The sequence below is a fragment of the Microbacterium sp. 22195 genome (genome assembly GCF_052056515.1).
Lineage (GTDB): Bacteria > Actinomycetota > Actinomycetes > Actinomycetales > Microbacteriaceae > Microbacterium.
On record NZ_JBQEPE010000001.1, the window covers coordinates 1353206 to 1376273 of the forward strand.

The following is a 23068-nucleotide window of genomic DNA, read 5'->3' on the forward strand; positions in this document are numbered from 1 at the left end:
CCGCAGGATGGATTTCCGGGACCGCACAGGCGACAGCAAGGGAGCATCGATGCCGGAGAACGCCGACGATCTGATCGCGGACGTCCAGCGCCTCGTGAGATGCGAGTCGCCCTCGCACGACCTCGAGGCGGTCGGACGCAGCGCGGATGCCGTCGCGGAGCTCGGCACCCGGCTGCTGGGCGCGGCGCCCGAGCGCGTGGTGATCGACGGGTGCACCCACCTGCGGTGGCGGTTCGGCGCGGAGGCGCGGGTGCTGGTCCTCGGTCATCACGACACGGTGTGGCCGGTGGGATCGCTTCAGGCGCACCCGGCGGAAGTCGTGGACGGCAAGCTGCGCGGGCCGGGCTCGTTCGACATGAAGGCGGGGCTCGTCATGGCCCTGCACGCGGTCGCCGCGCTGCCCGATCGCGATGGCGTGACCGTGCTGGTGACCGGCGACGAGGAGCCCGGATCGCCCACTTCGCGAGCGCTGATCGAGCAGGAGGCCCGCGGGTGCGAGGCGGCACTGATCCTGGAGGCCGCGGGCCCCGGCGGAGCGCTGAAGACCGCGCGCAAGGGCGTCTCCCGGTACGAGGTGCACGTGCACGGGCGTGCGGCTCATGCCGGCCTGGAACCGGAGAACGGCGTCAACGCCACCATCGAGCTCTCCCACCAGGTGCAGGCGGTGGCGGCGCTGTCCGATCCTCTCCGGGGCACCACCGTGACGCCGACCACGGCCAACGGCGGGACCACGTCGAACACGGTTCCCGCCCGGGCCTCGTTCAGCGTCGACGTCCGCGCCGCATCGGTGGCCGAGCAGCACCGCACGCACGACGCCATCACCGCCCTGCGCCCCCGCCTCACCGGCGCGTCGGTGCGCGTCGAGGGCGGCATCAACCGGCCGCCGCTCGAGCCCGAGGCATCCGCCGCGCTGTTCGCGCGTGCCGAGCGGGTCGCCGCGCGCATCGGGCTGCCGCCCCTGCAGGCGATGTCGGTCGGCGGGGCATCCGACGGCAACTTCACCGCCGGTGTCGGCACTCCGACGCTCGACGGTCTCGGAGCCGTCGGCGGCGGCGCGCACGCCGAGGACGAGCACGTGCTGGTGGCCGAGCTCCCCGGTCGCACGCGCCTGCTGACCGCGCTCATCGCCGACCTGCTCGTCTCCCCCGAATCCGCCGCGGCTCCGGCCCGGACCGAGCCGGAGCGGGTGTGAGCACCGAGGCGGACGTCGTCGTGGCCGCGCAGACGGATGCCGCCGCCGCGGCCGCCTCGACGGGGATGCGGATCGAGCTGATCGACCGCATCGACGATCACGCCCGCGTCCGCGCGCTGATCGAAGAGGTCTGGAGCACGGGCGCCACCAACCCTCCGGTCACGGCCGACATGCTGGCCGCGATGCGCACGGCGGGCGGCTACGTCGCGGGCGCCTTCGATGCGCAGGGACTCGCCGCCGCCTGCCTGGGCTTCTTCGCCCCTCCCGGCGAGCGCCGGCTGCACAGTCACATCGCCGGCGCTCTCCCCCGCACCCGCGGCACGGGCATCGGGTTCGCGCTGAAGCTGCACCAGCGCGCCTGGGCGCTGGAGCACGGCGCCGAGACCATCACCTGGACCTTCGACCCGCTGATCCGCCGCAACGCGCACTTCAATCTCGGCAAGCTCGGCGCCGTCGCCGGCGAGTACCTCCCCGACCTGTACGGCTCGATGGACGACGCCATCAACCGCGACGACATCACCGACCGCCTCATGGCCCGGTGGCCGTTGCTGAGCCCCGGAGCGTGCGAGGCGGCCGCGGGCCGCCCCCGGCCGTGCGCCGCCTCGGACGTGCCGGATGCCGCCGTCGCGCTGCGCGCCGACGCCGAGGGCCGGCCGGTGCTCGGGGATGCGGACGCCGCCACGGTCCTCGTCGCGGTCCCGGCCGACATCGAGGCGATGCGCGCCGAGGATCCCGCGCGGTCCGCGGCCTGGCGACTCGCCATCAGGAGGACACTGGGCGCGCTCCTTGCCGATGGCGCGGTGGTGCGCGGATTCGACCGCACGGGCTGGTACATCCTCGACAGAACGGAGACGCCATGAGACTCAGAGGCGTGGAGATCCTGCACATCGCGATGCCGCTCGTGGGCGCGTTCCGCACCTCCTTCGGCACCGAGGCGGTACGCGAGACGCTGCTGCTGCGGGCCGTCACGGACCAAGCGGAGGGCTGGGGCGAGTGCGGTGCCAGCGAGGCGCCGCTGTATTCGGGCGAGTACACGCTGGGCGCCGCCGATGTGCTGCGCCGGCACCTCATCCCCGCACTCGCCGGAGTGCCTGATCTGGACGGGCATCGGGTGTCGCCTGCGCTGTCGCGGTTCAAGGAGAACCGCCTGGCCAAGGCGGCGCTGGAGACCGCGGTCCTCGACGCCGACCTGCGCGAACGCGGCGAATCCCTCTCGCACGCGCTCGGCGCGGTGCGCTCGCATGTGCCCAGCGGCGTCTCCGTCGGGATCGCGGACTCCATCCCCGAACTGCTCGACACCGTCGAGGGGTACCTCGCGGACGGATACCTGCGCATCAAGCTCAAGATCGAGCCGGGCTGGGACCTGGAGCCGGTCCGCGCCGTGCGGGAGCGCTTCGGCGACATCATGCTGCAGGTGGACGCGAACGCCGCCTACGAGCGGGCCGACATCGACCATCTGCTCGCCCTGGACGCCTTCGACCTCTCCCTGGTGGAGCAGCCGCTGCCCATGGACGACCTGCTCGGCCACGCGGCGCTCGCCCGGCGCCTGGCGACCCCGATCTGCCTGGACGAGTCGATCCTCTCGGCCCGCGCGGCGGCGACCGCCATCGAGCTGGGCGCGTGCCGGATCGTGAACATCAAGGCCGGACGGGTGGGCGGCTACCTGGAGTCGCGGCGCATCCACGACGTGTGCGCCGCGCACGGTGTGCCGGTCTGGTGCGGCGGGATGCTGGAGACCGGCGTCGGCCGGGCCGCCAACGTGGCCCTCGCCGCCCTGCCGGGGTTCGCGCTGCCTGGCGACACCTCGGCGTCCGAGCGGTACTTCGACGAGGATCTCACCGAGCCGTTCCGCCTCGTGGACGGCCACCTCGAGGTGCCCACCGGTCCTGGCATCGGCGTCACGCCGGATCCGGACAGGCTCGCCCGGTACACGGTCGCCCGCGAATGGGTGCCGGTGTCATGAGCACGGCCGACCCGGCCGCGGCCCCGATGCTAGCCTCGCAGACGTGCGCCCCGCGATGAACCACCGGCCCCAGGCGAGCCTGGTGCACGTCATGGAGGAGCTGGGCGGAACGCTTCTCGACGTGGTCGCCGGCGAGGTGTCCCCCGACCGCTTCATCGAGGCGGTAGCCATCCACGATCCGCGTGACGAGCCCGAGGCTCCCCGCAACGCGATCGTGCTCGGGGTCGGGCTGGAGAACAGCGCCGAGGTGCTGCAGGTGATCACGCGCCTGGGCCTGAGCGGCGCCGCAGGGCTGGTGGTGCGTGCGCCGTTCGCCGCCGACGAAGAGCTCGTGGCCGCGGCGCAGCAGACCGGGGTGGTCCTGTTCACCCTGTCCCGCGGCACCACCTGGGCGCACCTGGCCGGCCTGTTCCGGGCCCTGATGACCCCTGGCGGCCCCGACGACGCACGACCGGTCACCTTCGGCGGCATCCTCGCCGGTGATCTGTTCGCGATGGCCAACGCCATCGCGGCGCTGCTCGAGGCGCCGGTGACGATCGAGGACCGCAACGCGCAGCTGCTGGCCTTCTCGCACGCCCCGGAGAGCAGCGCTCCGACCGTCACGCGCGGACGTCAGCTGCCGCAGCACTACACCCGCCTGCTCGAGGAGGCCGGTGTCCTGCAGGAGATCAACCGCAGCGACTCCCCCGTCGTGGTGCCGCCGCTGGACGATCCGGACAGCAGCCGGACGGTCATGGCCGTGCGCGCCGGTGACGAGATGCTCGGCACCATCTGGGTGGCCTCGCCCACGCCCCTCAGCGAGGAGGGCATGCGCGCCCTCCGCGATTCCGCGCGGCTCGTCGCGATGCACCTCGTGTGGCAGCGCACCGATGCGGATGCCGAACGGCGCCTGCGCGCGGACCAGCTGCGCAGCGTGCTCGACGGCGGTCCCGGCGCCGCCGAGGCGGCGCACCGGCTCGGCCTGCGCGAGGAGCCGGTCATGGTGCTGGCGCTGTCGCTGCATGCGCCCGCGACGGACCAGCTGCCGCACGCCGCGGTCGCCGCGGAGCGCAAGCGCATCGCCGACGCCTTCTCGGTGCACCTGCTGTTCGCGCAGCCGCGATCGATCGTGGGGCTCATCGGCGACGTCGCCTACGGCGTGCTCCCGGTGGTCGCGACGACGCCGGATGCCGAGGAGAGCGCGGTCCGGCTGGCGAACGAGTTCCTCACCCGGGTGCGCTCCTCGCAGCGGCTGTTCATCACGATCGGCGGCGTGGTGCAGGAGATCTCGCAGCTCCCCCGATCGCGCTCCAGCGCCGACCGCGCGATGCGCGTGCTGCGCGCCGACGTCGTGGACACGCAGGTCGCCCGCCTGGAGGACGTGCACGCCGAGTCGCTGCTGCTCGAGCTCACCGGCGCGGCGCGCGACGTCCCCTCCGGTCCGCTGGCGCGCCTGCTGGCCTACGACGAGACGCATCAGGCCAGCCTGGTGGACACCCTCCGCGCCTGGCTGGACGCGATGGGCGACGTGACCGCCGCATCGGCGGCGATGTTCGTGCACCAGAACACGTTCCGCTACCGGCTGCGCCGCGTCGCGGAGGTGGGCAGGCTCGACCTCGACGACCCGAGCGCACGGTTCGCCGTGCAGCTGCAGCTGCGCCTGATCGACATCAGACGCGACCGCTGAGTCCCAGCGCCGCCATCAGGACGGCCAGCCATTCGGCGTCCTGCGCCTGCAGCACGGCCGCGCTGGTGCCGGCACCGTGTCCGGCGTTCTCGAACACGTGCAGCAGGATCGGCTGCTCGCCGCGCTGAGCGGCCTGCATCCGTGCCACGAACTTGCGCGCCTGCGCCGGAGGGCAACGCGGGTCGGTGTCGCCCGCCTGCACGTAGACCAGCGGGAACGCGGCGGGCGAGACCAGTTCGTAGGGCGAGGAGCGACGCAGCCGCTCGATGTCGGCGGGAACGCCGGGATCGCCCCAGGCCTTGCGGATCACGAACTCGAGGTAGGGGATGCGGATGCCGCCGATGAGGTCGAGCAGAGGGGCGCGCGGAAGGACCGCGCACCAGAGCTGCGGATGCTCGGTCACGGCGACGCCGCACATGAGCCCGCCGTCGGAGCCGCCGGTGAGCGCCAGCATCCGCGGCTCGCTGATGCCCTGCGCGATCAGGTCCCGGGCGACCGCGAGCAGATCCGCGTCGCGCACACGACGTCGCTCCCTGTCCGCCGCGCGGAACCAGTCGCGCCCGAATTCGCCGCCGCCGCGCAGATGGGCCTGCACGAGGGTGCCGCCGGCCGCGACGAAGGCGGCCAGGTCGGGCTGATATCCGGGGAGGGTCGGGATGCCGGCCGCCCCGTACGCCGAGATCAGTGCGGGTGCCGGTCCGGCAGGCAGTCCGTCGGGCCGCACCACGTGATACGGCACGGCCGTGCCGTCGGCGGAGGTCGCCGAGCGGTACTCGACGGATGCCGCCACCCGCACCGCCGGCGCGATCAGCTCGTCGACGTGGTCGTCACCCGGCCGATGCCGGTGCACGCTCCACGAGGTGGTGAGCGTCGAGAACGCGAAGAGGAACTCACCGCTGCCGTCGTCGGGGTTCAGGCCGGTCAGGGGGAAGAAGGATGCGCCCAGCGCACCGTCGGCCGGCAGCGGCACCTCGCCGGCATCCGCGCACCGGATTCCGGCGCCGCGGTCGCCCGGGTCGCGGTCGTCGACGCGGGCGGTGGACAGCACGCGGATCCGCGCCGCCGTCTCCGCGAAGCCGCTGAGGTACAGGTGCCCGCCGACCGGCGTGAGCGAGCGGAGCACCGTGTCGCTCTCCGGCACCAGCACGCGCCACGTGCTCGGGTCGTCGGGATGCGGCTCGTCGAGGGCGATCGCCACGACCCTCCCCCGCGGCGAGCCGTGGTCGGTCACGGCGACGTAGGAATCGCCGACGATGTGTCCGGCGATCATGTCGGGGCAGTCGTGGATGAAGCGCCGCCAAGGGGCGCCCGAGGTCAGGTCGCGGACGGCGACCGGGATGGGAGTGCCGACCCGATGGCTGGCGACCGCCCATCGTCCGTCGCGGGAGAACTGGATGCGGGTGTACTCCCGCGATCCCGCCGGCACGGGGATGTCCTCGACCACCGAGGAACCGTGCTCCCCCAGCATCCGCCGGTACACGACCTGACGGAAGTCGGCGGCCGACCCGGCGAGTGCGAGGAAGAGGAACCCCGAGCCGTCCGGCAGCCAGGAGACGCCACCGCCCCAGGCGCTGTGCAGGATCTCGCCCGGTGCGTCGTCACGGATCCGGCCGGTGTCGACGTCGATGAGGCGGATGCTGTTGTGCTCGCTGCCGTCGGTGCAGACGCCGAGCGCCAGCACCCGTCCGTCCGGGGACGGCGCGAACCAGGCCAGCACCGCCGGCCGGCCCGGCTCGTCGAACGTCGAGAGGGTCACCAGCGTCCGGCCCGCACCGTAGGGCTCGGAGGCGACCAGGACGGAGTCCACCTCCACCCGGAACCAGCGACCGCCCCCATGCCGCGGGAGGCCGGGCCTGGCACCGCGCTCATGTTCGGCGATCAGTGCGCGAGCGGCATCCGTCTTCCCCGTGGCCCCGATGACCTCGGCCGCGAGCTCGGCCTGCGCCCGCTGCCAGGCGCGCACCTCCTCCGTCTCGCCCTCCAGCCAGCGGTACGGGTCGGGTATCGGGATGCCGGCGACGTGCTCCACGACGTCGTCGAGGCGGGCGGGCGGGTACGGGATCATCGGTCCGCCTGCGCATTCGGCGCGTCGAACTCGGCCCTCAGCCGTTCGAACGCCCCCGGTGCGGCGTGCACGCGCGTGAAGTGGATCAGCGCGTCGAAGGAGCCGGGGACATCGGGCAGGGCCTCGCGACCTCCTCCGACCAGCATCGCGTCGACCCCCGGGAAGGCATCCGCGTCGAGTCCGCGCAGGTCGATCAGTGCCGCGGCTCCTCCCGCGACCATCGTGTCGAGCGCCCGCTCGATCGTGCCGGGCTCCGTGCCGCGCTCCCGCAGCTCGACATCGCAGTCGAAGGGACGCGGCGAGCGCTGCGTGAAGACCACGACCGGGCCGGTGCCGTAGGTCGTTCCGATCACTCGCAGACCGTCACCGAGCCGGTCGGCCAGCAGCGCCCCCATCCAGTCGCGCCCTTCCAGAGGCGCACGGCGCACGTGGGTGTCGTGGGCGTAGACCAGGATGCGGGGCTCGCGTTCCGCGATCCATGTCACGGTCTCGGCCATGAACGTCTCACGCGGATAGGGTCCTGCGCCGCCCGCCCAGTCGAGCTCGGCGAGGAACGCGTCGATCGAGGCCGCGCACCGCAGGGCGATCTCGTCATCCTGGGAGCGGACGCGCGACACGAGGGCCCGCAGAGAGGCGATGACCTCCGCCCGCGCATCGTCCGGCATCTCCGCGTAGGCGATCGCCGCATCGGTGCGACCGCCGAGGTCGGTGCGCCGCAGCAGCTCCTCGTCGCCGGGCTCGGGCGCGATGCGCGCGAGGCAGGCGCGCACGGCCGTTCCCGGCGAGGTCGACGAGCCGGGCAGGTCCATGCCGTAGAACCGCACGTCGCCGCCGGCCGCGTTCCACTCCCGCATCCAGGTGAGCTGCCGGCGGATGCCGTCGGATTCGCCGAACCCGTAGGTGATGCCCGCGCGGGCGATGTCCTCGACCTCCCCCGGGCTGCCGTGGATCCAGTCGTCGATCAGCAGCCCCTCGGCGAAGCCGGACTCCATCACGAACGCCGTGACGCCGTGGTCCTGCACCAGGGTGCGCAGCAGCGCATCGCCGAGGGCGGTGAACTCGACCACGCTGTGCGCGGCCTCGCCCAGCGCGATCACCCTGGCATCGCCGATGAGCGCGCCGATCGCCTCGGGCGCCGGGAATCCGGGCCGTGCGGAGTCGACCGTCGGGATCGGCCTGACCCGCTTCGCGATCTGCGCGCTCATCGACGGCGTCCTACTTCTGCTTCTCGGTGAAGTACCACTGCTCGGGAGAGTAGACGAACTTCAGCATGGACCGGAACGTCGACGGCGGGCCGGAGAGGTCCTTCTTCCAGACGATCAGGTTGTCCGGCGTCGGGAAGAAGAGCACAGGCAGATCCTTCGACAGCATGGTGACCTCCGCGCTCAGCGCCTTCGGGTCCGCGCCGAAGGTGCTGGCCTCGATGAGCTTGTCGGCCTCGGGGTTGCTGTAGCTGCCCAGGTTGAAGCTCCCGCCGGTGTTGAAGGCGTTGTTGCTGGTCGGGTACGAGGTCTGCACGAAGGCGCCGAAGTCCTGCATCGCCCACTTGTCCGCGTTGTCGGGTGCGTAGGAGTTGCCGTAGTTCTCGTACATGTAGTTCAGCGACTTGGTGACGACCTTCGCGTCGATGCCGACCTTCTTCAGCTGCGACACGAATGCCAGGTCCCGGGCGCCGACGAAGGCGGGGTCGTTGGCCGACGCGATCGTGAAGGTGATCTTCTGCCCCTTCGGGATGCCCTCGCCGCACTGGTCGTCGCCGGTGCCGGGCCGCACGCAGGTGGTCCCCTTCTCGGCGTCCACCTTCCAGCCGTGGTCGGTGAGCAGCTTCTCGGCCGCCTTCACGTCGTAGGGGTAGGTCGCCTTGTCGCCGAACTCGGGCGGGTAGGCGGAGTTCAGGCCGCCGGTGCTGTAGTTCGCGGTCGCGGTGCCGCTGTGGATGCCACGGCTCTTGATGTACCCGGGCTGGTCGATCAGGTGCTGCATCGCCTGGCGGATGTACAGCTGGCCGATGATCTTGTCGAAGTTGTCGACCTTGTTGTCGAAGTTGATCACGAGACCGTCGAAGCGCGCCGGCGACGGCGCGCCGTACACGTTGTAGCCCTTCTTGCGCAGGTCGTCGATCTTCGAGGCGAAGCTGGCATCCAGCCGCCCTGTGGTCAGCTCGCCTGCGGCGAACTGGTTGTACACCGCGGAGGGCGAGGTGAAGGCCTTGAAGTCCACCCGCTCGATGCGCGAGTCGCCCGGTCCCGAGTACTTCTTGTTCGGGGTCAGCGAGAACGAGCCCGTGGTCGGCTCGAATGCCGACAGCTGGTACGGGCCGTTCACGATCTGCCACAGCGGGTTGGTCACGAACGTGGACTGATCCTCGGACTGGCCCGTCAGGTAGTGGTAGATCGCCGTGGCGTTCTCGGGCTGCGTGTAGTCGAGCACGGGTCCGCCGGTCGCGGCGATGCTCCAGTCCGCCGAGGGCATGATGTAGAGCAGCTGCAGCAGCGAGACGAGGTACGACGGGTTGTACGGCTTCTCGAACGAGAACACCGCGGTGCGGGCGTCCGCCGCGGTGACGGTGACGCCGTCCGGGAACTGGCCGGGCGTGTAGAAGGCCCAGTTCGCCGGGCTCTCCGCGATGGCCGCCTTGAGAAGGTCGAAGGTGAAGACGACGTCGTCCGCGGTGACCGGCTTGCCGTTGGACCACGAATGGTCCTTCAGGGCGATCGTCGCGGTGTGACCGTCGTCGCTGATCACCGGCTCCTCTGCCAGGCTGGTCGCCGCGTCGAAGGGCTCGCCCTCCAGGCTCGTGCGGTACAGCGCCCGCCACATCAGGTCGTAGCCGATCACCGTGCCGCCGGTGGCGGCGGGCGGGTACGGGTAGATGTAGTTGGGGGTGAGGCCGGGTGTGAGGGCGATGGTCACCACGCCGCCGTCGACGGGGGTGCCGCTCTCGGCGGGGATCTTGTCGTACTGGGCGGGTTCGACCGGCGCACCGGATGCCGTGCAGCCGGTGATGAACAGCACGCCGGCCGTGGCCAGCGCGAGAAGGAGGCGTCCTCGCCTCCGCGGAACCTGCGACATGAGCTGTGCTCCTTGTTCGAGATGTTCAGGATGTTCGGGATGGGGGTCGGAGTGGTCCGTCGGGTGATGCGGATGTCCGATGCTCCGAGCGTGGCGCATCCGCATCGCGCCCCGTTCAGGGATCCCGACAGATTCACGAGCGGGGATCCGTCGGGTCCGACACAGGGCGCAGAACCGGGTCCGGGTTCAGAGCGAGCGGTGCTCGATGGCGTCCCGGAGGGCGTCGCCGAGCAGGTTGAGCGCGAGCACGGTGAGCACGATGAACCCGCCGACCGGGTAGATCAGCCACCAGTAGTCGGCCGCCAGGAACGACACCCCGCTGGAGAGCTGGCTGCCCCAGTCGGTGACCGGGTAGCTCAGACCGAAGCCCAGATAGCCCAGCGCCGCGAGCACGATGATCGAGTCCGCCACCTGGAAGGTGAGGTTCACGATGATCACACCGAACGTGTTCGGGATGAGGTGGCTGAAGATCAGGCGCCGGTTGCTCGCGCCCATCAGCCGAGCCGCCGAGACGAACTCGCGCACCCGCAGCGACAGCACCTCGCCGCGGATCAGCCGGGCGGCGACCAGCCAGGAGAACCCGCCGATGACCAGGCTCAGCGTCAGCGGTGTCGCCGTGAAGCGCGCGGCGATGATCAGCACGAAGAACAGGAACGGGATCGACAGCAGCACGTCGACGACCCGCATCATGATGCCGTCGACCACTCCGCCGGCGAGCCCCGCGACCGCACCGTAGATCGTGCCCAGGGTGGTGGCGAACACGGCGGCGAGCAGACCGATCTGCAGCGACACCTGACCACCCAGCATGAGCCGGCCGAGCACGTCGAAGCCGTTGCTGTCGGTGCCGAGCGGGAAGCCGTCCCCGGGCGGCAGCGCCGCGTTCAGCAGGTCCACGTCGGTCTGGTTCGTCGGGTGGATGAGCGGCCCCAGGTAGCAGAAAAGCACCAGGGCTACGAGCAGGACGGCGCCCGTGCGGCCGGTCCGGCTGCGCCACAGCGATCTCAGCACCGCGGAGCGCGAGATCGGGTTCCGGGTCGCGAGGGCGGGCAGCTCCTCGGCGGCGACCTCGGCGCGCGCGGTGCTCATCGGCCCAGCTCGATCCGCCGGTCGGCGCGGGCGACGACGAGATCCGCGACGAGGTTCCCGACGACGGTCAGGGCCCCGCCGATGAGGGTGTATGCGAGCAGCACCGGATAGTCCTCTCGATGAAGGCTGTTCAGGAACAGCAGGCCGAGTCCCGGGTAGTTGAAGACCGCCTCGACGATCAGGTTCCCGGCGAGCAGCGTGGGGATCAGCACGCCGACGAGCGTGATGATCGGGGTGATCGCGTTGCGCAGCAGATGCCGGGTGAGCACGATGCGCTCGGACGCCCCCTTGGCGCGCGCCACGCGGATGTAGTCCATCCCCAGCTGCTCGAGCGCCGCGGAGCGCTGGTACTGCGCGAACACGACGACGTTCGTGATGGCGAGGGTGATGAGCGGCAGGGCCATGGAGCGCGGATCGGTGAACACCACCCAGGGCGAGCTCGATTGGGACGCCTCGGCGGGGAACAGCGGGACGGTCTGGCTGAAGACGCCGATCAGCACCAGCGCGATCAGGAACGAGGGGGTCGCGTACAGCAGGTACGAGATCGAGGTCGCGGCGCGATCGATGAAGCGGCCGCGGCGCACCGCCTGCAGGATGCCCAGCGGGATGGCGATCACGAGGGCGAGGACGAGTCCCGCCAGCGACAGCATCGCGCTGCGCGGGGCGTTCTGCAGCAGCAGCGTGCCGACCTCCTCGTTGAGCTTGTAGGAGCGGCCGAGGTCACCGCGCAGCAGCTGCAGCAGGTAGTCGACGTACTGGATCAGCACCGGCCGGTCGTAGCCGTGCTCGCGGTTGAACGCGTCGACGGCGGCCTGCGAGGCCTGCTGCCCCAGGGCGGCACGGCCGGGACTGTCGGAGATCAGGTTCAGCATCAGGAACACGACCAGGGAGATGCCCAGGAGCACGACGAGCGACACGAGCACGCGTCTCAGCAGGAACCACATCAGCGCACCTCTCCTGCTGTCAGGGTCTCGGCCGTCGTCGTCTCGCGGAGCTTCGGCTGCAGCGGGAAGTGGCAGGCCACAGCGTGGTCGCCGCCGACGTCCTCGAGCGCGGGCTCGACGCGGGCGCACAGGTCGGTGGCCAGCGGGCACCGCGTGCGGAACCGGCATCCGCTCGGCGGGTCCAGCGGGCTGGGCAGCTCGCCGTGCACGCGGTCGACGGGGGCGTCGGCCAGGTCGGGGTCGGCGACGGGCACGGCGGCCAGCAGACCGGCGGTGTACGGGTGAGCCGGCCGTGTGTAGACCTCATCGGTCGCGCCGACCTCGACCAGCGCGCCCAGGTACATCACGCCCACCCGGTCGACGAGATAGCGGACCACGGCGAGGTCGTGCGAGATCACGACGCTGGACAGGCCGCGCTCGCGCTGGATGCCCCGCATGAGGTTCAGCACCTGCGAGCGGATGGACACGTCGAGGGCGCTGACCGGCTCGTCGGCGACCAGCACATCGGGGTCCAGCGCCAGCGCGCGGGCCAGGCCGATGCGCTGACGCTGGCCGCCGGACAGCTCGTGCGGATAGCGCTCCAGGATCGAGGCCCCGAGGCCGACGCAGGCGAGCATGGCTCTGGCCTTCTCGGTGCGCTCCTCCGCGGTGCCGATGCCCTGGATGACCATCGGCTCGCACAGGATCGCGTCGATGCGCATCTTGGGGTCCAGCGACGCATGCGAGTCCTGGAACATCATCTGCAGCTTCGCGCGTCGTGCACCCAGCCGCCGCGGGCTGAGCCCCGACACCCGGTGGCCGTCCAGCAGCACCTCGCCCGAGGTGGGCGCGTCGAGGGCGACCAGCATCCGCCCGAGCGAGGACTTGCCGCAGCCGGACTCGCCGACGAGCCCGAACGCCTCTCCCGCGCGCACCTCGAAGCTCACGCCTGCGACGGCCTTGACCGAGCGGCGGCGTCCGAAGACGCCCTTCGCGGAGACCGGATGCTCCTTGCGCAGGTCGACGACGCTGAGGCGCACCCGCTGCGCGTCGTTCTCGGATGCCGCGCGCTCCGATGCGTCGAAGCGACGGACCTCGCGCTTCGCCTGCCTCTCGTCCACCGGGTTCCAGCAGGCGAACAGGTGGCCTTCCCCGGGGCCGGCCACCGGCTGAGGAGTCTCGGTCCGGCACCGCTCGGTCGCCGCCGCGCAGCGCGGGGCGAAACGGCATCCGGTCTGCGGGTCGGCCGGATCCGGCGGCGATCCGGGGATGCTGAACAGCTCGACGTCCTTGTCCTGGGCGAGCGTCGGGATGGACGACAGCAGCGCGTGCGTGTACTGATGCCGCGTGCTGCGGAACAGATCGGGCGTGCGGCCGGTCTCGACCAGGCGGCCGCCGTACATGACGCCGACGCGGTCGGCATGCCGGACCACCACGCCCATGTCGTGCGTGACCAGGATCATGGCCATCCCGAGCTGCTGCTTCAGCTCGCCCAGCAGCTCCAGGATCTCGGCCTGGATCGTCACGTCCAGCGCGGTGGTCGGCTCGTCGGCGATGAGCACGCGCGGTTCGCAGATCAGCGCCATCGCGATCATCACCCGCTGGCGCATGCCGCCGGACAGCTGGTGCGGGAAGTCGCCCATGCGCTCCTGCGGGCGCGGGATGCCCACCAGAGCGAGCATCTCGGCGGCGCTGCGGCGGGCGGCCCGCAGCGACATGCCGCGGTGCAGCTGCAGCGGCTCGGCGACCTGGTCGCCGATGCTGCGCGTCGGGTTGAGCGAGGTCATCGAGTCCTGGAAGACCATGGAGATGTCGTTGCCGCGGATGCGCCGGTAGGAGGCTTCGCCGAGGCCGACGAGCTCCGTGCCGTCGAGGTCGATGGATCCGCTCACCACGCGGCCGCCGCCGGGCAGCATGCCCATGACCGCGAGCCCGGTCATGGACTTGCCGGAACCCGTCTCGCCGACGATGCCGAGGGTCTCGCCGCGATGCAGCTCGAGGTCGACGCCGGTGACGGGGCGCACGATGCGGTCGCCGTGCGTGATCTCGACCGACAGGTCCCGAATCGTCAGCATGCGCGCGCTCCCTTGCGACTCCCTGCAGCCCCCGGACGTGCGGACCGGTGCTGCGACTCTTCGATACTGCGGCAACGGGCAGGCGACGCGTTCGTCCGCGCCTGCGAACGACGTCGGGTCCGTTCGTCGAGCTCGACGAATCAGGCGCCGTCGCCCGGGGCGCCGAGTTCGACGCGCAGCAGCCGCTGCAGATTGCCGCCGAGCACGGCCAGGACGTCGGGCTCCGCCCAGCCGCGGCGCAGCAGGGCATCCGTGACGAGCGGCAGCCCCTCGGGGCCCTCGAGCCCGGGGAGGTACGCGTTCGCGGGCACGCCCTCGACCGTGTCCACCACGCAGCAGGGCGGTGTGGTGTCGTCGAGCACCTCGCGCACGAAGTCCGGCCCGAGTCCCACCCGATCGACGCCGGCCACCGCGGCGACGTGTTCGAGGTGGTCGACGAGCACGTCGAGCGTGTACTCGCTCTCGTGCAGGAAGGGTGCGAAGAAGTTCACGCAGACGACACCGCCGGTGGCGGCGATCCCGCGGATCTGCTCGTCGCTGAGGTTGCGGTGATGGTCGCGCAGCGCCCGTGCGGACGAGTGGGTGGCCATCACCGGACGCGTGGCGAGCTCGAGCACGTGGTCGACGCCGCCGGCACCCAGATGACTGACGTCGAACAGCATCCCGAGCCGCTCCATCTCCGCCACGGCCCGCACGCCCGCGCGGGTGAGCCTGCTGCCGGCCGCGTCCTCCCCGCTGCCGTCGCCGAACGCCGCCCGTCCGAAGTGCGCGATCGAACCGATGCGCACGCCGAGACGGTGCACGGTCTGCAGCAGCTCGACGTCCTCCCCGATGCCCGGCATCCCCTCCAGCGCGAGCACGAGCGCGATGCGTCCGCCGGCGATGGCGCGATCCACGTCCCCGCCGGTGAGGCAGAGCGCGACGGCATCCGCGTTCCCCTCGGCCAGGCGGTGCGCCGCCTCGATCATGCGCAGTGTGCGCCGCAGAGCGCCTTCGGGCCGGTACGGGTCGTCGATGAACACGGGGAGCACCTGCAGATCGACACCGCCGGCCTGCAGCTGCGGCAGCCAGCGGGTCCGGAAGAACGACGCCCACTCCTCCGGCGGGCGGGTCGCGACGGCGCAGAGCAGGTCGTTGTGCGCGTCGGCGACGACGGCCCGGCGATGCAGATCCTTCATCATGCCTCCCATCCTGTCTCCCCACCGGCGGTCCTTCTGTCGGCACGTCCGGTGTGCAGGTGCGATGCGCGGCCGGTGCCGTCGTCGCCCAGGAAGGCGACCGGCTGGCGGATTCCGCCCTCGGCCTCGACGGGGAGGAGCACGTCCTCGTGCCAGCCGAGCAGCTCGGTGCGGAAGGGCTGATCGCCGAGCTCCGCCACGACGCCGCGCGGTTCGCGGTCCAGCCACACCCTGCCGTCATCGGTCCGGCTGACGGTGGTGATGGCCGTGCTCGACTCGTAGCGCCCCAGGAAGCGCGTCGCGTCCTGCGGGGCGGGGCCGGTGGGTGCGAGCGGCGGCTCCGGGGGCAGGCCCGCCAGCTCGAGCAGCATCCGGTCGATGATCTGCGCGAACACGGCGTGCGTCTCGCCGCCGTTGGCGAGGATGGCGATCGCGACTCCCTCCGCGGGCAGCAGGCGCAGTCGTGCCGACTGGCCGATCGTGCTCCCGTCGTGCCCGACGACCGTCGCCCCGGGACGTTCGAACAGCTCCCAGCCGAGCCCCCAGCCGGTGCCCTGGTGGATGTCGGGCAACCGCACCTGCTCGGTGCGCATGAGCGAGACCGACTCCTCCGAGAGCAGGCGCGTCCCGTCGTCGGCGGCGCCGCCCGCGAGGTGCATGCGTCCGAAGGCGAGCAGATCGCGCGCCGTCATCGCGAGCCTCGATCCGGCCGGACTGCCCGAGCGCTCCATCGACCACACCGCGGTCGGCTCGATCGCGCCCCCGGAGGAGACGAGGTGGCCGACGGCGGCGCGGTGCAGGATCGCCTCGTCCGCATCGACCGATGCGTGCCGCAGGCCGAGCGGATCGAGCAGCCTCCGGCGCAGCACGCGCTCGTAGGGCTCGCCGCGGAGCACCTCGATGATGCGCCCGAGCGTCGAGAATCCCGCGTTGTTGTACGAGAACATCTCCCCCGGCGCGAACAGCTGGGGCGTGCCGGCGAGAACCTCGACGTACCGCTCCAGGCAGTCGTCGCCGGCACCGGTGTCGACGAACACATCGCCCTCGAACCCGGAGGTGTGGGTCAGCAGGTGGCGGACCGTGATCACCTCGGATGCCGCGGCATCCGTCACGCGGAACGCCGGAAGCACATCGCGCACGGGGGCATCGAGATCGAGGGTCCCGTCCTCGACCAGCTGCATGGCGAGCGTGGCGGTCAGCACCTTCGTGACGGAGCCGATCTGGAAGACGGAGTCGGTGTCGGCGGTCACACCGGTCGTGGTGCTGAGCACGCCCGTGGCGTACTCGTAGGTCTCGTCTCCCGCGGCGACGGCCAGCGACAGCGCGGGCACGCGATGCTCGGCGAGCAGCCCCGGCAACCGCTCTTCGGCCCACTCGCGGATCCGTGCCAGCTCCGGCATGCGCCCTCCTCGATGACTGAGACGTCTCGAGCCTAGGGGCGTCGTCCCGCCGGAGTTTCGTCCGGCAGGACGACTGCGGGCCGTCCCAGTTGTCGAGATCGCTCAGCGAGCGGCGCCGGCGGCCTCTCGCTCGAGCAGGCTCCGCTTGACGTCGAGGCCCCACGCGAAACCGCCGAGGCTCCCGTCCGAGCGCAGCACTCGATGGCAGGGCACGAACAGGGCGGGCGCGTTGCGGGCGCAGACGGACGCCGCGGCGCGCACCGCCTGCGGGCTGCCGAGCTCGATGGCGAACTCGGTGTAGGTGAGCGGCTGCCCCGGGGTGATGCGCCGCAGCGCCTCCCAGCCGACCCGCTGCATCTCGGTGCCGCGCTGATGCACCGCGACCGTGGTGATGGCATCCAGGTCGCCGGCGTAGTACGCCCGCGCGGCGTCGGCGGCATCCGTCCTCCCCTCCGCGATGCTGTCGGGGCGCAACGAGGCGTGCACCCGCCCGATGATCGCGGCGTGGCCGTCGCTCCAGCCGGAGGCGAGCACGCGCTGCGTCTCATCGGCGAGGATCGTGAGGGCGCCGTCCGGGGTGTCGATGGTCTGGATGAGAGCGGTCATGAGAGCTCCTTGCTCGGGGTCTTCGGTTTCGCGGTTCGGACGGCGCGGACGGGTGCCGCGCGCCAGAGATGGGCGGTGAGATAGCTGCGCCAGGGGGCGATGCGCTCGGCCCAGGCTGCGAGGGCCGCGGGTTCCGCGGGCAGGCCGGATGCCGCGGCTCCGGCACGCATGGCGACGTCACCGGGCAGCAGCACATCGGGGTCGCCGATCACGCGCATCCGCACGTAGTCGGCAGTCCACGGACCGATGACGGGCATCGCCAGGAGGCGCGCCCTCTGCTCGGCCGCGTCGTCGCCGACGGTCAGCACGAGCGAACCGTCGGCGAGCGCGGCAGCGGCGCCCGTGATCGCCCGGATGCGGGCTGCGGGACCGCGCAGCACCTCGGCGCCGTGCTCGGCGATCGCGGTCATGGTCGGGAACAGGATCCCGCCGTCCGCGGTGCGCTCCCCCAGCTGGTCGGCGAGGGCGGTCAGCGCGGTGCGCGCGGCGGCCACGGTGATCTGCTGACCGACCATCGCGCGGATGAGCATCTCGTGCGGGTCGGCGGCGCCGGGCACGCGGATGCCGGGCAGCGCCGCGACGAGCGGCGCGAGCTCGGCGTGCGCGGAGAGCGCCTCGTCGACCGCGGTCGGGTCCGCGTCGAGGTCGAAGAGCCGTCGCGCGGTGGCGACGAGCGGCGCGAGGTCTCCGAGCCGCGTGACACGCGCACGCAGACGCAGACGGCCGTCGGCGTCCTGGCGGATCTCCAGGTGCGCGGGTCCCCCTGGCATCCGGAGGTGGCGCGCGAAAGAGGTCGCGGTCGCAGTCTCCACCCCGGGCAGCGCTCGCGCGGCCATCCAGGCGAAGATGCCCGAGGCGTCCATGGGAGCGCGATGCGGCAGCAGCAGGTCGATGGCGCCCTGCGCCTCGGCATCCGCCGTCGCCGCGGCCGTGGTCGCGCCTCCCCGCTCCGTCGCACGGCGAGTGGCGCGCAGCTCGCCCGGAGTCATCTCGAACACCTCGCGGATCGTGTCGTTGCACTGCCGGATGCTGGCGAACCCGGCCGAGAAGGCGACCTCGGACACCGGCATGTCGGTGCCGACCAGCAGCATGCGTGCGGTGTGCGCGCGGTGCGCCCTGGCCAGGGCGAGCGGGCCCGCCCCGAGCTCCGCGGTGAGCAGGCGGGTGAGGTGACGCGGCGAATAGCCGAGGCGGTTCGCGAGCCCGGGAACGCCCTCCTGCTCGACCACTCCCGAGGCGATCAGGCGCATGGCCCGTGCCGCCGCATCGCCGCGCAGATTCCACGCGGGCGAACCCGGCGTCGCCTCGGGCAGGCAGCGCTTGCACGCGCGATACCCCGCCTCGTGCGCCGCCGCGCTGGTCGGATAGAACGTGACGTTCGCGGGCTTCGGCGTGCGCGCAGGGCAGCTCGGGCGGCAGTAGATGCCGGTCGAGCGCACCGCCGTCACGAACTGCCCGTCGAAGCGCGTGTCACGCGCGCTGATCGCGCGGTACCGCTCGTCGAAGGTCATCGTGGCTTCGGTCATGCCTCCATGCTGTCACGTCCGAATGCCGCTGGCTGGCGGAAATCGGACACGGCAGTGCCGCGACCGGAAGCCGGTCAGCGCGGGTCGAGATGGATGCCGGCGATCATGCAGCGCGCCGACCCTCCGGCCAGCTCGATCGGCGCGACGTCCAGCGCCAGGATGCGGCACGAGGCCGAGATCACCTGCACCTGCTCGTCGCTGAGGCTGCGGCGGGCGGTCTCCGACATCACGAGGATGCGCTCGCCGTTGTGGTCGCGCAGCTCGATCGCGTTGCCCGCGAAGGAGGCCACCTGGTCGGCGGTGAGCGGAACCAGTGTGCGGCCGGTGTCGCGGATGCGCTGGGCGATCTGCTCGCGGCGCACGTCGCCGACGATGCTGTCCAGGCCGATCAGGGCGATGTCGGTGCCGATGCACATCATCACGTTGGTGTGGTAGATCGGCACGCCGTCCGGATCCGCGGCGTCGAAGACCACCGGCTCATAGCCGAACACTGTGCAGAACCGCTCCACGAGCACCGGGTCGCAGCGGTGCGAGCGCACCGCATAGGCGATCCGCGACACGTGGTCGAGCACCATCGCCCCTGTGCCCTCCAGGAACAGGTCGTCGGGCTCCAGACCGGAGTAGTCGATGACCTCCTGCACCCGGTACTCGGACTTGAGCATCTCGATCACGTCGGCCCGGCGCTCGCCGCGACGGTTCGGTGCGTACATCGGGTACACCGCGACCCGGCCGCCGGCGTGCGTGGAGAACCAGTTGTTGGGGAACACGCTGTCGGGATGCGTGTCGGTCTCGTCCTCGAACAGGTGCACGCGCACGCCCTCGGCGCGCAGCACTTCGGCCACGCGCGTGCACGCGTCATAGGCCTCGCGCGACACGTCGTGGTCGGCCTCGCTCTGGAAGGTGTTGTCCGCCGCGGTCTGCGGGTTGGGCCGGAAGTGGTGGGGCCGGATCAGCACCACCGCGTTCGGGGCCTGAGCGGATGCCGCTCTCACGCCAGGCTGTGCGCCGAGGCGCCCTCGGCGACCAGCGCGAAGAGGTTCTTCGGATCGGCCGGCTCGGCGATGATGTCGACCTCGGTGAAGTAGTCGGTGCCGTCGATCGCGGAGTCCAGGTACCGCAGCGCGGAGAAGTCCTCGATCGCGAAGCCCACGGAGTCGAAGATCGTGATCTGCTCGGCCGAGGTGCGTCCGGCGGCCTCGCCGCGGAGCACGCGCCACAGCTCGATGACCGGGTACTCGGGGTCGAGCTGCTGGATCTCACCCTCGATGCGGGTCTGCGGCGGGTACTCCACGAAGATGTCGCCGCGGTGCAGGATGCGGGCGTCGAGCTCGGTCTTGCCCGGGCAGTCGCCGCCGATCGCGTTCACGTGCACACCCGGGCCGACCATGTCGTCGGTCAGCACGGTGGCGTTGGCCTTGTCCGCGGTGCAGGTGGTGATGATCTGCGCACCCTGCACGGCCTCCGCACCGCTCGCGGCGCGCACGATGTCGAAGCCGAGCGGGCGCATGTTGGCCTCGAACACGTCCATGGCGTGCGGGTCGGTGTCCCAGATGCGCAGGCTGCGGATGCCGAGCAGCGCGCGGAACGCCAGCGCCTGGAACTCGGACTGGCTGCCGGTGCCGATCATGGCCATCGTCGTGGCGCCCTCGGGCGCGAGCACGCGGGCGACCATGGCCGAGGTGGCGGCGGTGCGCAGCGCGGTGAGGATGGTCATCTCGGACCACAGCGTCGGATAGCCGCTGTCCACGTCGGCCAGCACGCCGAACGCGGTGACGGTCTGCAGACCGCGCGCGGGATTGCTCGGGTGGCCGTTGACGTACTTGAAGCCGTACTGGCGGCCGTCACTGGCGGGCATCAGCTCGATCACGCCGATGTGGGAGTGGCTGGCGACGCGCGGGGTCTTGTCGAAGTCCTCCCAGCGCTTGAAATCCTCGACGAGCGTCTCGGCGATCCCCTCGATCGCGCGCTCGATACCGGTGTCGACCAGCCAGCGGCGCATGTTCGGAACATCGACAAAACGGACCATCGTCCATCCCTTCACTCTTCGTCCCTCCAATCTACGCGCGTCCGATGTCACTTTCATTCATCATCATGAGTCATTTTCACAACGAAACCAGCATTGTGAGCATCGATGGGGTACATTCTGTGCATGAGTTCTCTAGATGATCTCGACCGCCGCCTGCTGTCACTGCTGCGCGCCAACAGCCGCGAGTCGGTCGTGAACCTCGCCAGGCGCCTCGGCGTGACCCGCGCCACCGTCGACAGCCGGCTCAAGCGGCTCGTCGACAGCGGCGTGATCGTCGGGTTCTCGGTGCGCGTCCGCGACCCCGCCGCGGCATCCGTGGTGCGCGCGGTGATGCTCATCGCCGTGGAGGGGCGCAACACCCGCGAGGTGATCCGCAGCCTGCGCGGCGTTCCGCAGATCGCCGCACTGCACACCACGAACGGGCGATGGGATCTGGTCGCCGAGATCAGCTGCGACGGCCTGGCGTCCTTCGACGAGACCCTCGGCACCATCCGCGGCATCGACGGCATCCGCGACAGCGAGACCAGCATCCTGCTGAGCTCGGCGACGGTCTGAGCCCGCAACCTTCGTCTCGCTGCGCTCGCTCAGGGATCGGAAGACTCCGGTTCCTGAGCGAGGAGCGCAGCGACGAGACGAAGGACCGGCTCAGTGGAAGAAGTGGCGCTCCCCCGTGAAGAACATCGTGACGCCGGCCTTGCGCGCGGCGTCGATGACCTCGCCGTCGCGTACCGACCCACCCGGCTGCACGATGGCCGTGATGCCCGCGTCCAGCAGCACCTGCGGGCCGTCGGCGAACGGGAAGAAGGCGTCGGATGCCGCGACCGCCCCGGCCGCGCGTGCGCCGGCGCGCTCCACCGCGAGGCGGCAGGAGTCGACGCGGTTGACCTGGCCCATGCCCACGCCGACCGTGGCGTTGTCCTTGGCGAGCACGATCGCGTTCGACTTGACCGCGCGGCACGCCTTCCACGCGAAGATGAGGTTCTCCATGGCGGCCTCGTCGGGACGCTCACCGGAGACGAGCTCCCAGTCCTTGGCGACCGAGACGATGTCGTCCGGGAAGCGGTCGGCGTCCTGCAGCAGCAGGCCGCCCGAGACCAGGCGCACGTCCATGCGCTCCTGCTGCCAGTCCTCGGGCAGCTTGAGCAGACGCAGGTTCTTCTTGGCCTTGAACACCTCGAGCGCGGCGGGCTCGAAGTCGGGCGCCACGATGACCTCGGTGAAGATGTCCTTGAGGTTCTCGGCCATCTTCAGCGTGACCGTGCCGTTCGCGGCGATCACGCCGCCGTAGGCCGACACCGGGTCGCACTCGTGCGCGCGCAGGTGCGCGCTGGCGATCGGGTCGAGCGCGTTCGGCGCGGTCGTGGCGATGCCGCACGGGTTGGCGTGCTTGATGATCGCGACCGAGGGCAGCACCATGTCGTAGGCGGCGCGCAGAGCGGCGTCCGCGTCGACGTAGTTGTTGTACGACATCTCCTTGCCCTGCAGCTGCGTGGCCTGGGCGATGCCGTGGCCGCCGGTGCGGGTGTAGATCGCGGCGCGCTGGTGCGAGTTCTCGCCGTAGCGCAGGGTCTCCAGGCGCTCCGCCTTGATCGTCAGGTGCGCGGGCAGGTCGGCGCCGTCGCTGAGGGTGCCCTCCGAGAACCACTGGGCCACGGCGGTGTCGTAGGTCGCGGTGTGCGAGAAGGCGCGGGCTGCGAGCTCACGGCGCTGGGCGAGGTCGGTGCCGCCGCCCTTCACCGACTCGATGATCGCCGGGTACGACTCCGGCGAGACGACGATGGCCACGTTCGCGTGGTTCTTGGCCGCTGCGCGCACCATGGCCGGGCCGCCGATGTCGATCTGCTCGACGATCGCGTCGGGCTCGGCGCCCGAGGCGACGGTCTCCACGAACGGGTAGAGGTTGACCACGACCAGTTCGAAGGGCTCGATGCCGAGGTCGGCGAGCTGACGCTCGTGGTCCTCCAGCCGCAGGTCGGCGAGCAGGCCGCCGTGGATCTTGGGATGCAGGGTCTTCACGCGTCCGTCGAGCATCTCGGCGACTCCGGTGACGGAGGCCACGTCGGTGACCTCGAAGCCGGCGTCCCGAACCGTCTGCGCGGTCGAGCCGGTGGAGACGATCTCCACGCCCGCCTCGGCGAGTGCGGAGGCGAGCTCGACCAGCCCGGTCTTGTCGCTCACCGAGACCAGCGCGCGCCTGATCGGCACCAGGTCGCGGTGACGGTACAGCGAGGGATCGAGGCGGGGGCCGGCCATGATGATGCTCCTTCAGACGTGCGTTATGAGGGGGTGG

18 protein-coding genes are annotated in these 23068 nt (G+C 71.4%); 5 read left to right on the forward strand and 13 right to left on the reverse strand.

The features are described from left to right. The first annotated feature begins 49 nt into the window (after positions 1-49). From ACTJJ4_RS06615 to ACTJJ4_RS06630, 4 genes are read left to right on the forward strand one after another with little or no spacing between them, the layout of a single operon-like run. Complete coding sequence (locus tag ACTJJ4_RS06615) at positions 50-1192, forward strand: M20 family metallopeptidase (protein WP_440942538.1); 1143 nt, start codon at positions 50-52, stop codon at positions 1190-1192. After that, positions 1189-2052 (forward strand): GNAT family N-acetyltransferase, encoded by an 864-nt coding sequence (locus tag ACTJJ4_RS06620; RefSeq protein WP_440942539.1) that lies wholly within the window; start codon positions 1189-1191, stop codon positions 2050-2052. The genes ACTJJ4_RS06615 and ACTJJ4_RS06620 overlap by 4 nt, the downstream gene beginning before the upstream one ends. Continuing rightward, positions 2049-3155, forward strand: coding sequence for an o-succinylbenzoate synthase (gene menC, locus ACTJJ4_RS06625; protein ID WP_440942540.1), 1107 nt, complete (start codon positions 2049-2051; stop codon positions 3153-3155). Before ACTJJ4_RS06620 ends, menC begins: the two co-directional genes overlap by 4 nt. A 43-nt stretch (positions 3156-3198) precedes the next feature. Then, complete coding sequence (locus ACTJJ4_RS06630; protein ID WP_440942541.1) at positions 3199-4821, forward strand: PucR family transcriptional regulator; 1623 nt, start codon at positions 3199-3201, stop codon at positions 4819-4821. On the opposite strand, the gene ACTJJ4_RS06635 is transcribed toward ACTJJ4_RS06630, so the two are convergent. The 12 genes from ACTJJ4_RS06635 to ACTJJ4_RS06690 form a co-directional block, all read right to left on the reverse strand. Next, positions 4805-6886: a prolyl oligopeptidase family serine peptidase gene (locus tag ACTJJ4_RS06635; RefSeq protein ID WP_440942542.1), complete on the reverse strand. Its 2082-nt coding sequence runs from the start codon at positions 6884-6886 to the stop codon at positions 4805-4807. The two genes, ACTJJ4_RS06630 and ACTJJ4_RS06635, sit on opposite strands and share 17 nt — an antisense overlap. Next, on the reverse strand, positions 6883-8091 hold the full coding sequence (locus tag ACTJJ4_RS06640) for an erythromycin esterase family protein (RefSeq protein ID WP_440942543.1): 1209 nt from the start codon (positions 8089-8091) through the stop codon (positions 6883-6885). Before ACTJJ4_RS06640 ends, ACTJJ4_RS06635 begins: the two co-directional genes overlap by 4 nt. 10 nt (positions 8092-8101) lie before the next feature. After that, a complete protein-coding gene (locus ACTJJ4_RS06645; protein WP_440942544.1) occupies positions 8102-9958 on the reverse strand; it encodes an ABC transporter substrate-binding protein in 1857 nt (618 codons plus the stop codon). A 186-nt stretch (positions 9959-10144) separates the two neighbouring features. Further along, positions 10145-11044 carry an ABC transporter permease gene (locus ACTJJ4_RS06650; protein WP_440942545.1) on the reverse strand — a complete coding sequence of 300 codons (900 nt, stop codon included), beginning with the start codon at positions 11042-11044 and terminating at the stop codon, positions 10145-10147. After that, entirely contained in the window at positions 11041-11988 is a 948-nt protein-coding gene (locus ACTJJ4_RS06655) for an ABC transporter permease (protein ID WP_440942546.1), read from the reverse strand. Before ACTJJ4_RS06655 ends, ACTJJ4_RS06650 begins: the two co-directional genes overlap by 4 nt. After that, positions 11988-14042 carry a dipeptide ABC transporter ATP-binding protein gene (locus ACTJJ4_RS06660; protein WP_440942547.1) on the reverse strand — a complete coding sequence of 685 codons (2055 nt, stop codon included), beginning with the start codon at positions 14040-14042 and terminating at the stop codon, positions 11988-11990. Before ACTJJ4_RS06660 ends, ACTJJ4_RS06655 begins: the two co-directional genes overlap by 1 nt. Positions 14043-14182: 140 nt before the next feature. Then, positions 14183-15223, reverse strand: a complete 1041-nt coding sequence (locus ACTJJ4_RS06665; RefSeq protein ID WP_440942548.1) for a dipeptidase — start codon at positions 15221-15223, stop codon at positions 14183-14185. Then, the gene (locus ACTJJ4_RS06670; RefSeq protein WP_440942549.1) at positions 15220-16620 is read right to left on the reverse strand and encodes a serine hydrolase domain-containing protein; all 1401 of its coding nucleotides are present in this window, start codon (positions 16618-16620) and stop codon (positions 15220-15222) included. Before ACTJJ4_RS06670 ends, ACTJJ4_RS06665 begins: the two co-directional genes overlap by 4 nt. A gap of 102 nt (positions 16621-16722) precedes the next feature. Next, positions 16723-17226, reverse strand: coding sequence for a methylated-DNA--[protein]-cysteine S-methyltransferase (locus ACTJJ4_RS06675; RefSeq protein WP_440942550.1), 504 nt, complete (start codon positions 17224-17226; stop codon positions 16723-16725). Continuing rightward, positions 17223-18752, reverse strand: a complete 1530-nt coding sequence (locus ACTJJ4_RS06680) for a DNA-3-methyladenine glycosylase 2 family protein (protein ID WP_440942551.1) — start codon at positions 18750-18752, stop codon at positions 17223-17225. Before ACTJJ4_RS06680 ends, ACTJJ4_RS06675 begins: the two co-directional genes overlap by 4 nt. Before the next feature lie 74 nt (positions 18753-18826). Continuing rightward, positions 18827-19744: a citrulline utilization hydrolase CtlX gene (gene ctlX, locus ACTJJ4_RS06685; protein WP_440942552.1), complete on the reverse strand. Its 918-nt coding sequence runs from the start codon at positions 19742-19744 to the stop codon at positions 18827-18829. After that, complete coding sequence (locus tag ACTJJ4_RS06690) at positions 19741-20778, reverse strand: ornithine cyclodeaminase (protein WP_292700640.1); 1038 nt, start codon at positions 20776-20778, stop codon at positions 19741-19743. The genes ctlX and ACTJJ4_RS06690 overlap by 4 nt, the downstream gene beginning before the upstream one ends. A 123-nt stretch (positions 20779-20901) precedes the next feature. On the opposite strand from ACTJJ4_RS06690, the gene ACTJJ4_RS06695 reads away from it, so the two are divergent. After that, positions 20902-21333, forward strand: a complete 432-nt coding sequence (locus tag ACTJJ4_RS06695; protein ID WP_285634578.1) for an Lrp/AsnC family transcriptional regulator — start codon at positions 20902-20904, stop codon at positions 21331-21333. Positions 21334-21423: 90 nt separating this feature from the next. On the opposite strand, the gene purH is transcribed toward ACTJJ4_RS06695, so the two are convergent. Continuing rightward, complete coding sequence (purH, locus tag ACTJJ4_RS06700) at positions 21424-23031, reverse strand: bifunctional phosphoribosylaminoimidazolecarboxamide formyltransferase/IMP cyclohydrolase (protein ID WP_440942553.1); 1608 nt, start codon at positions 23029-23031, stop codon at positions 21424-21426. Between the last annotated feature and the right edge of the window lie 37 nt (positions 23032-23068).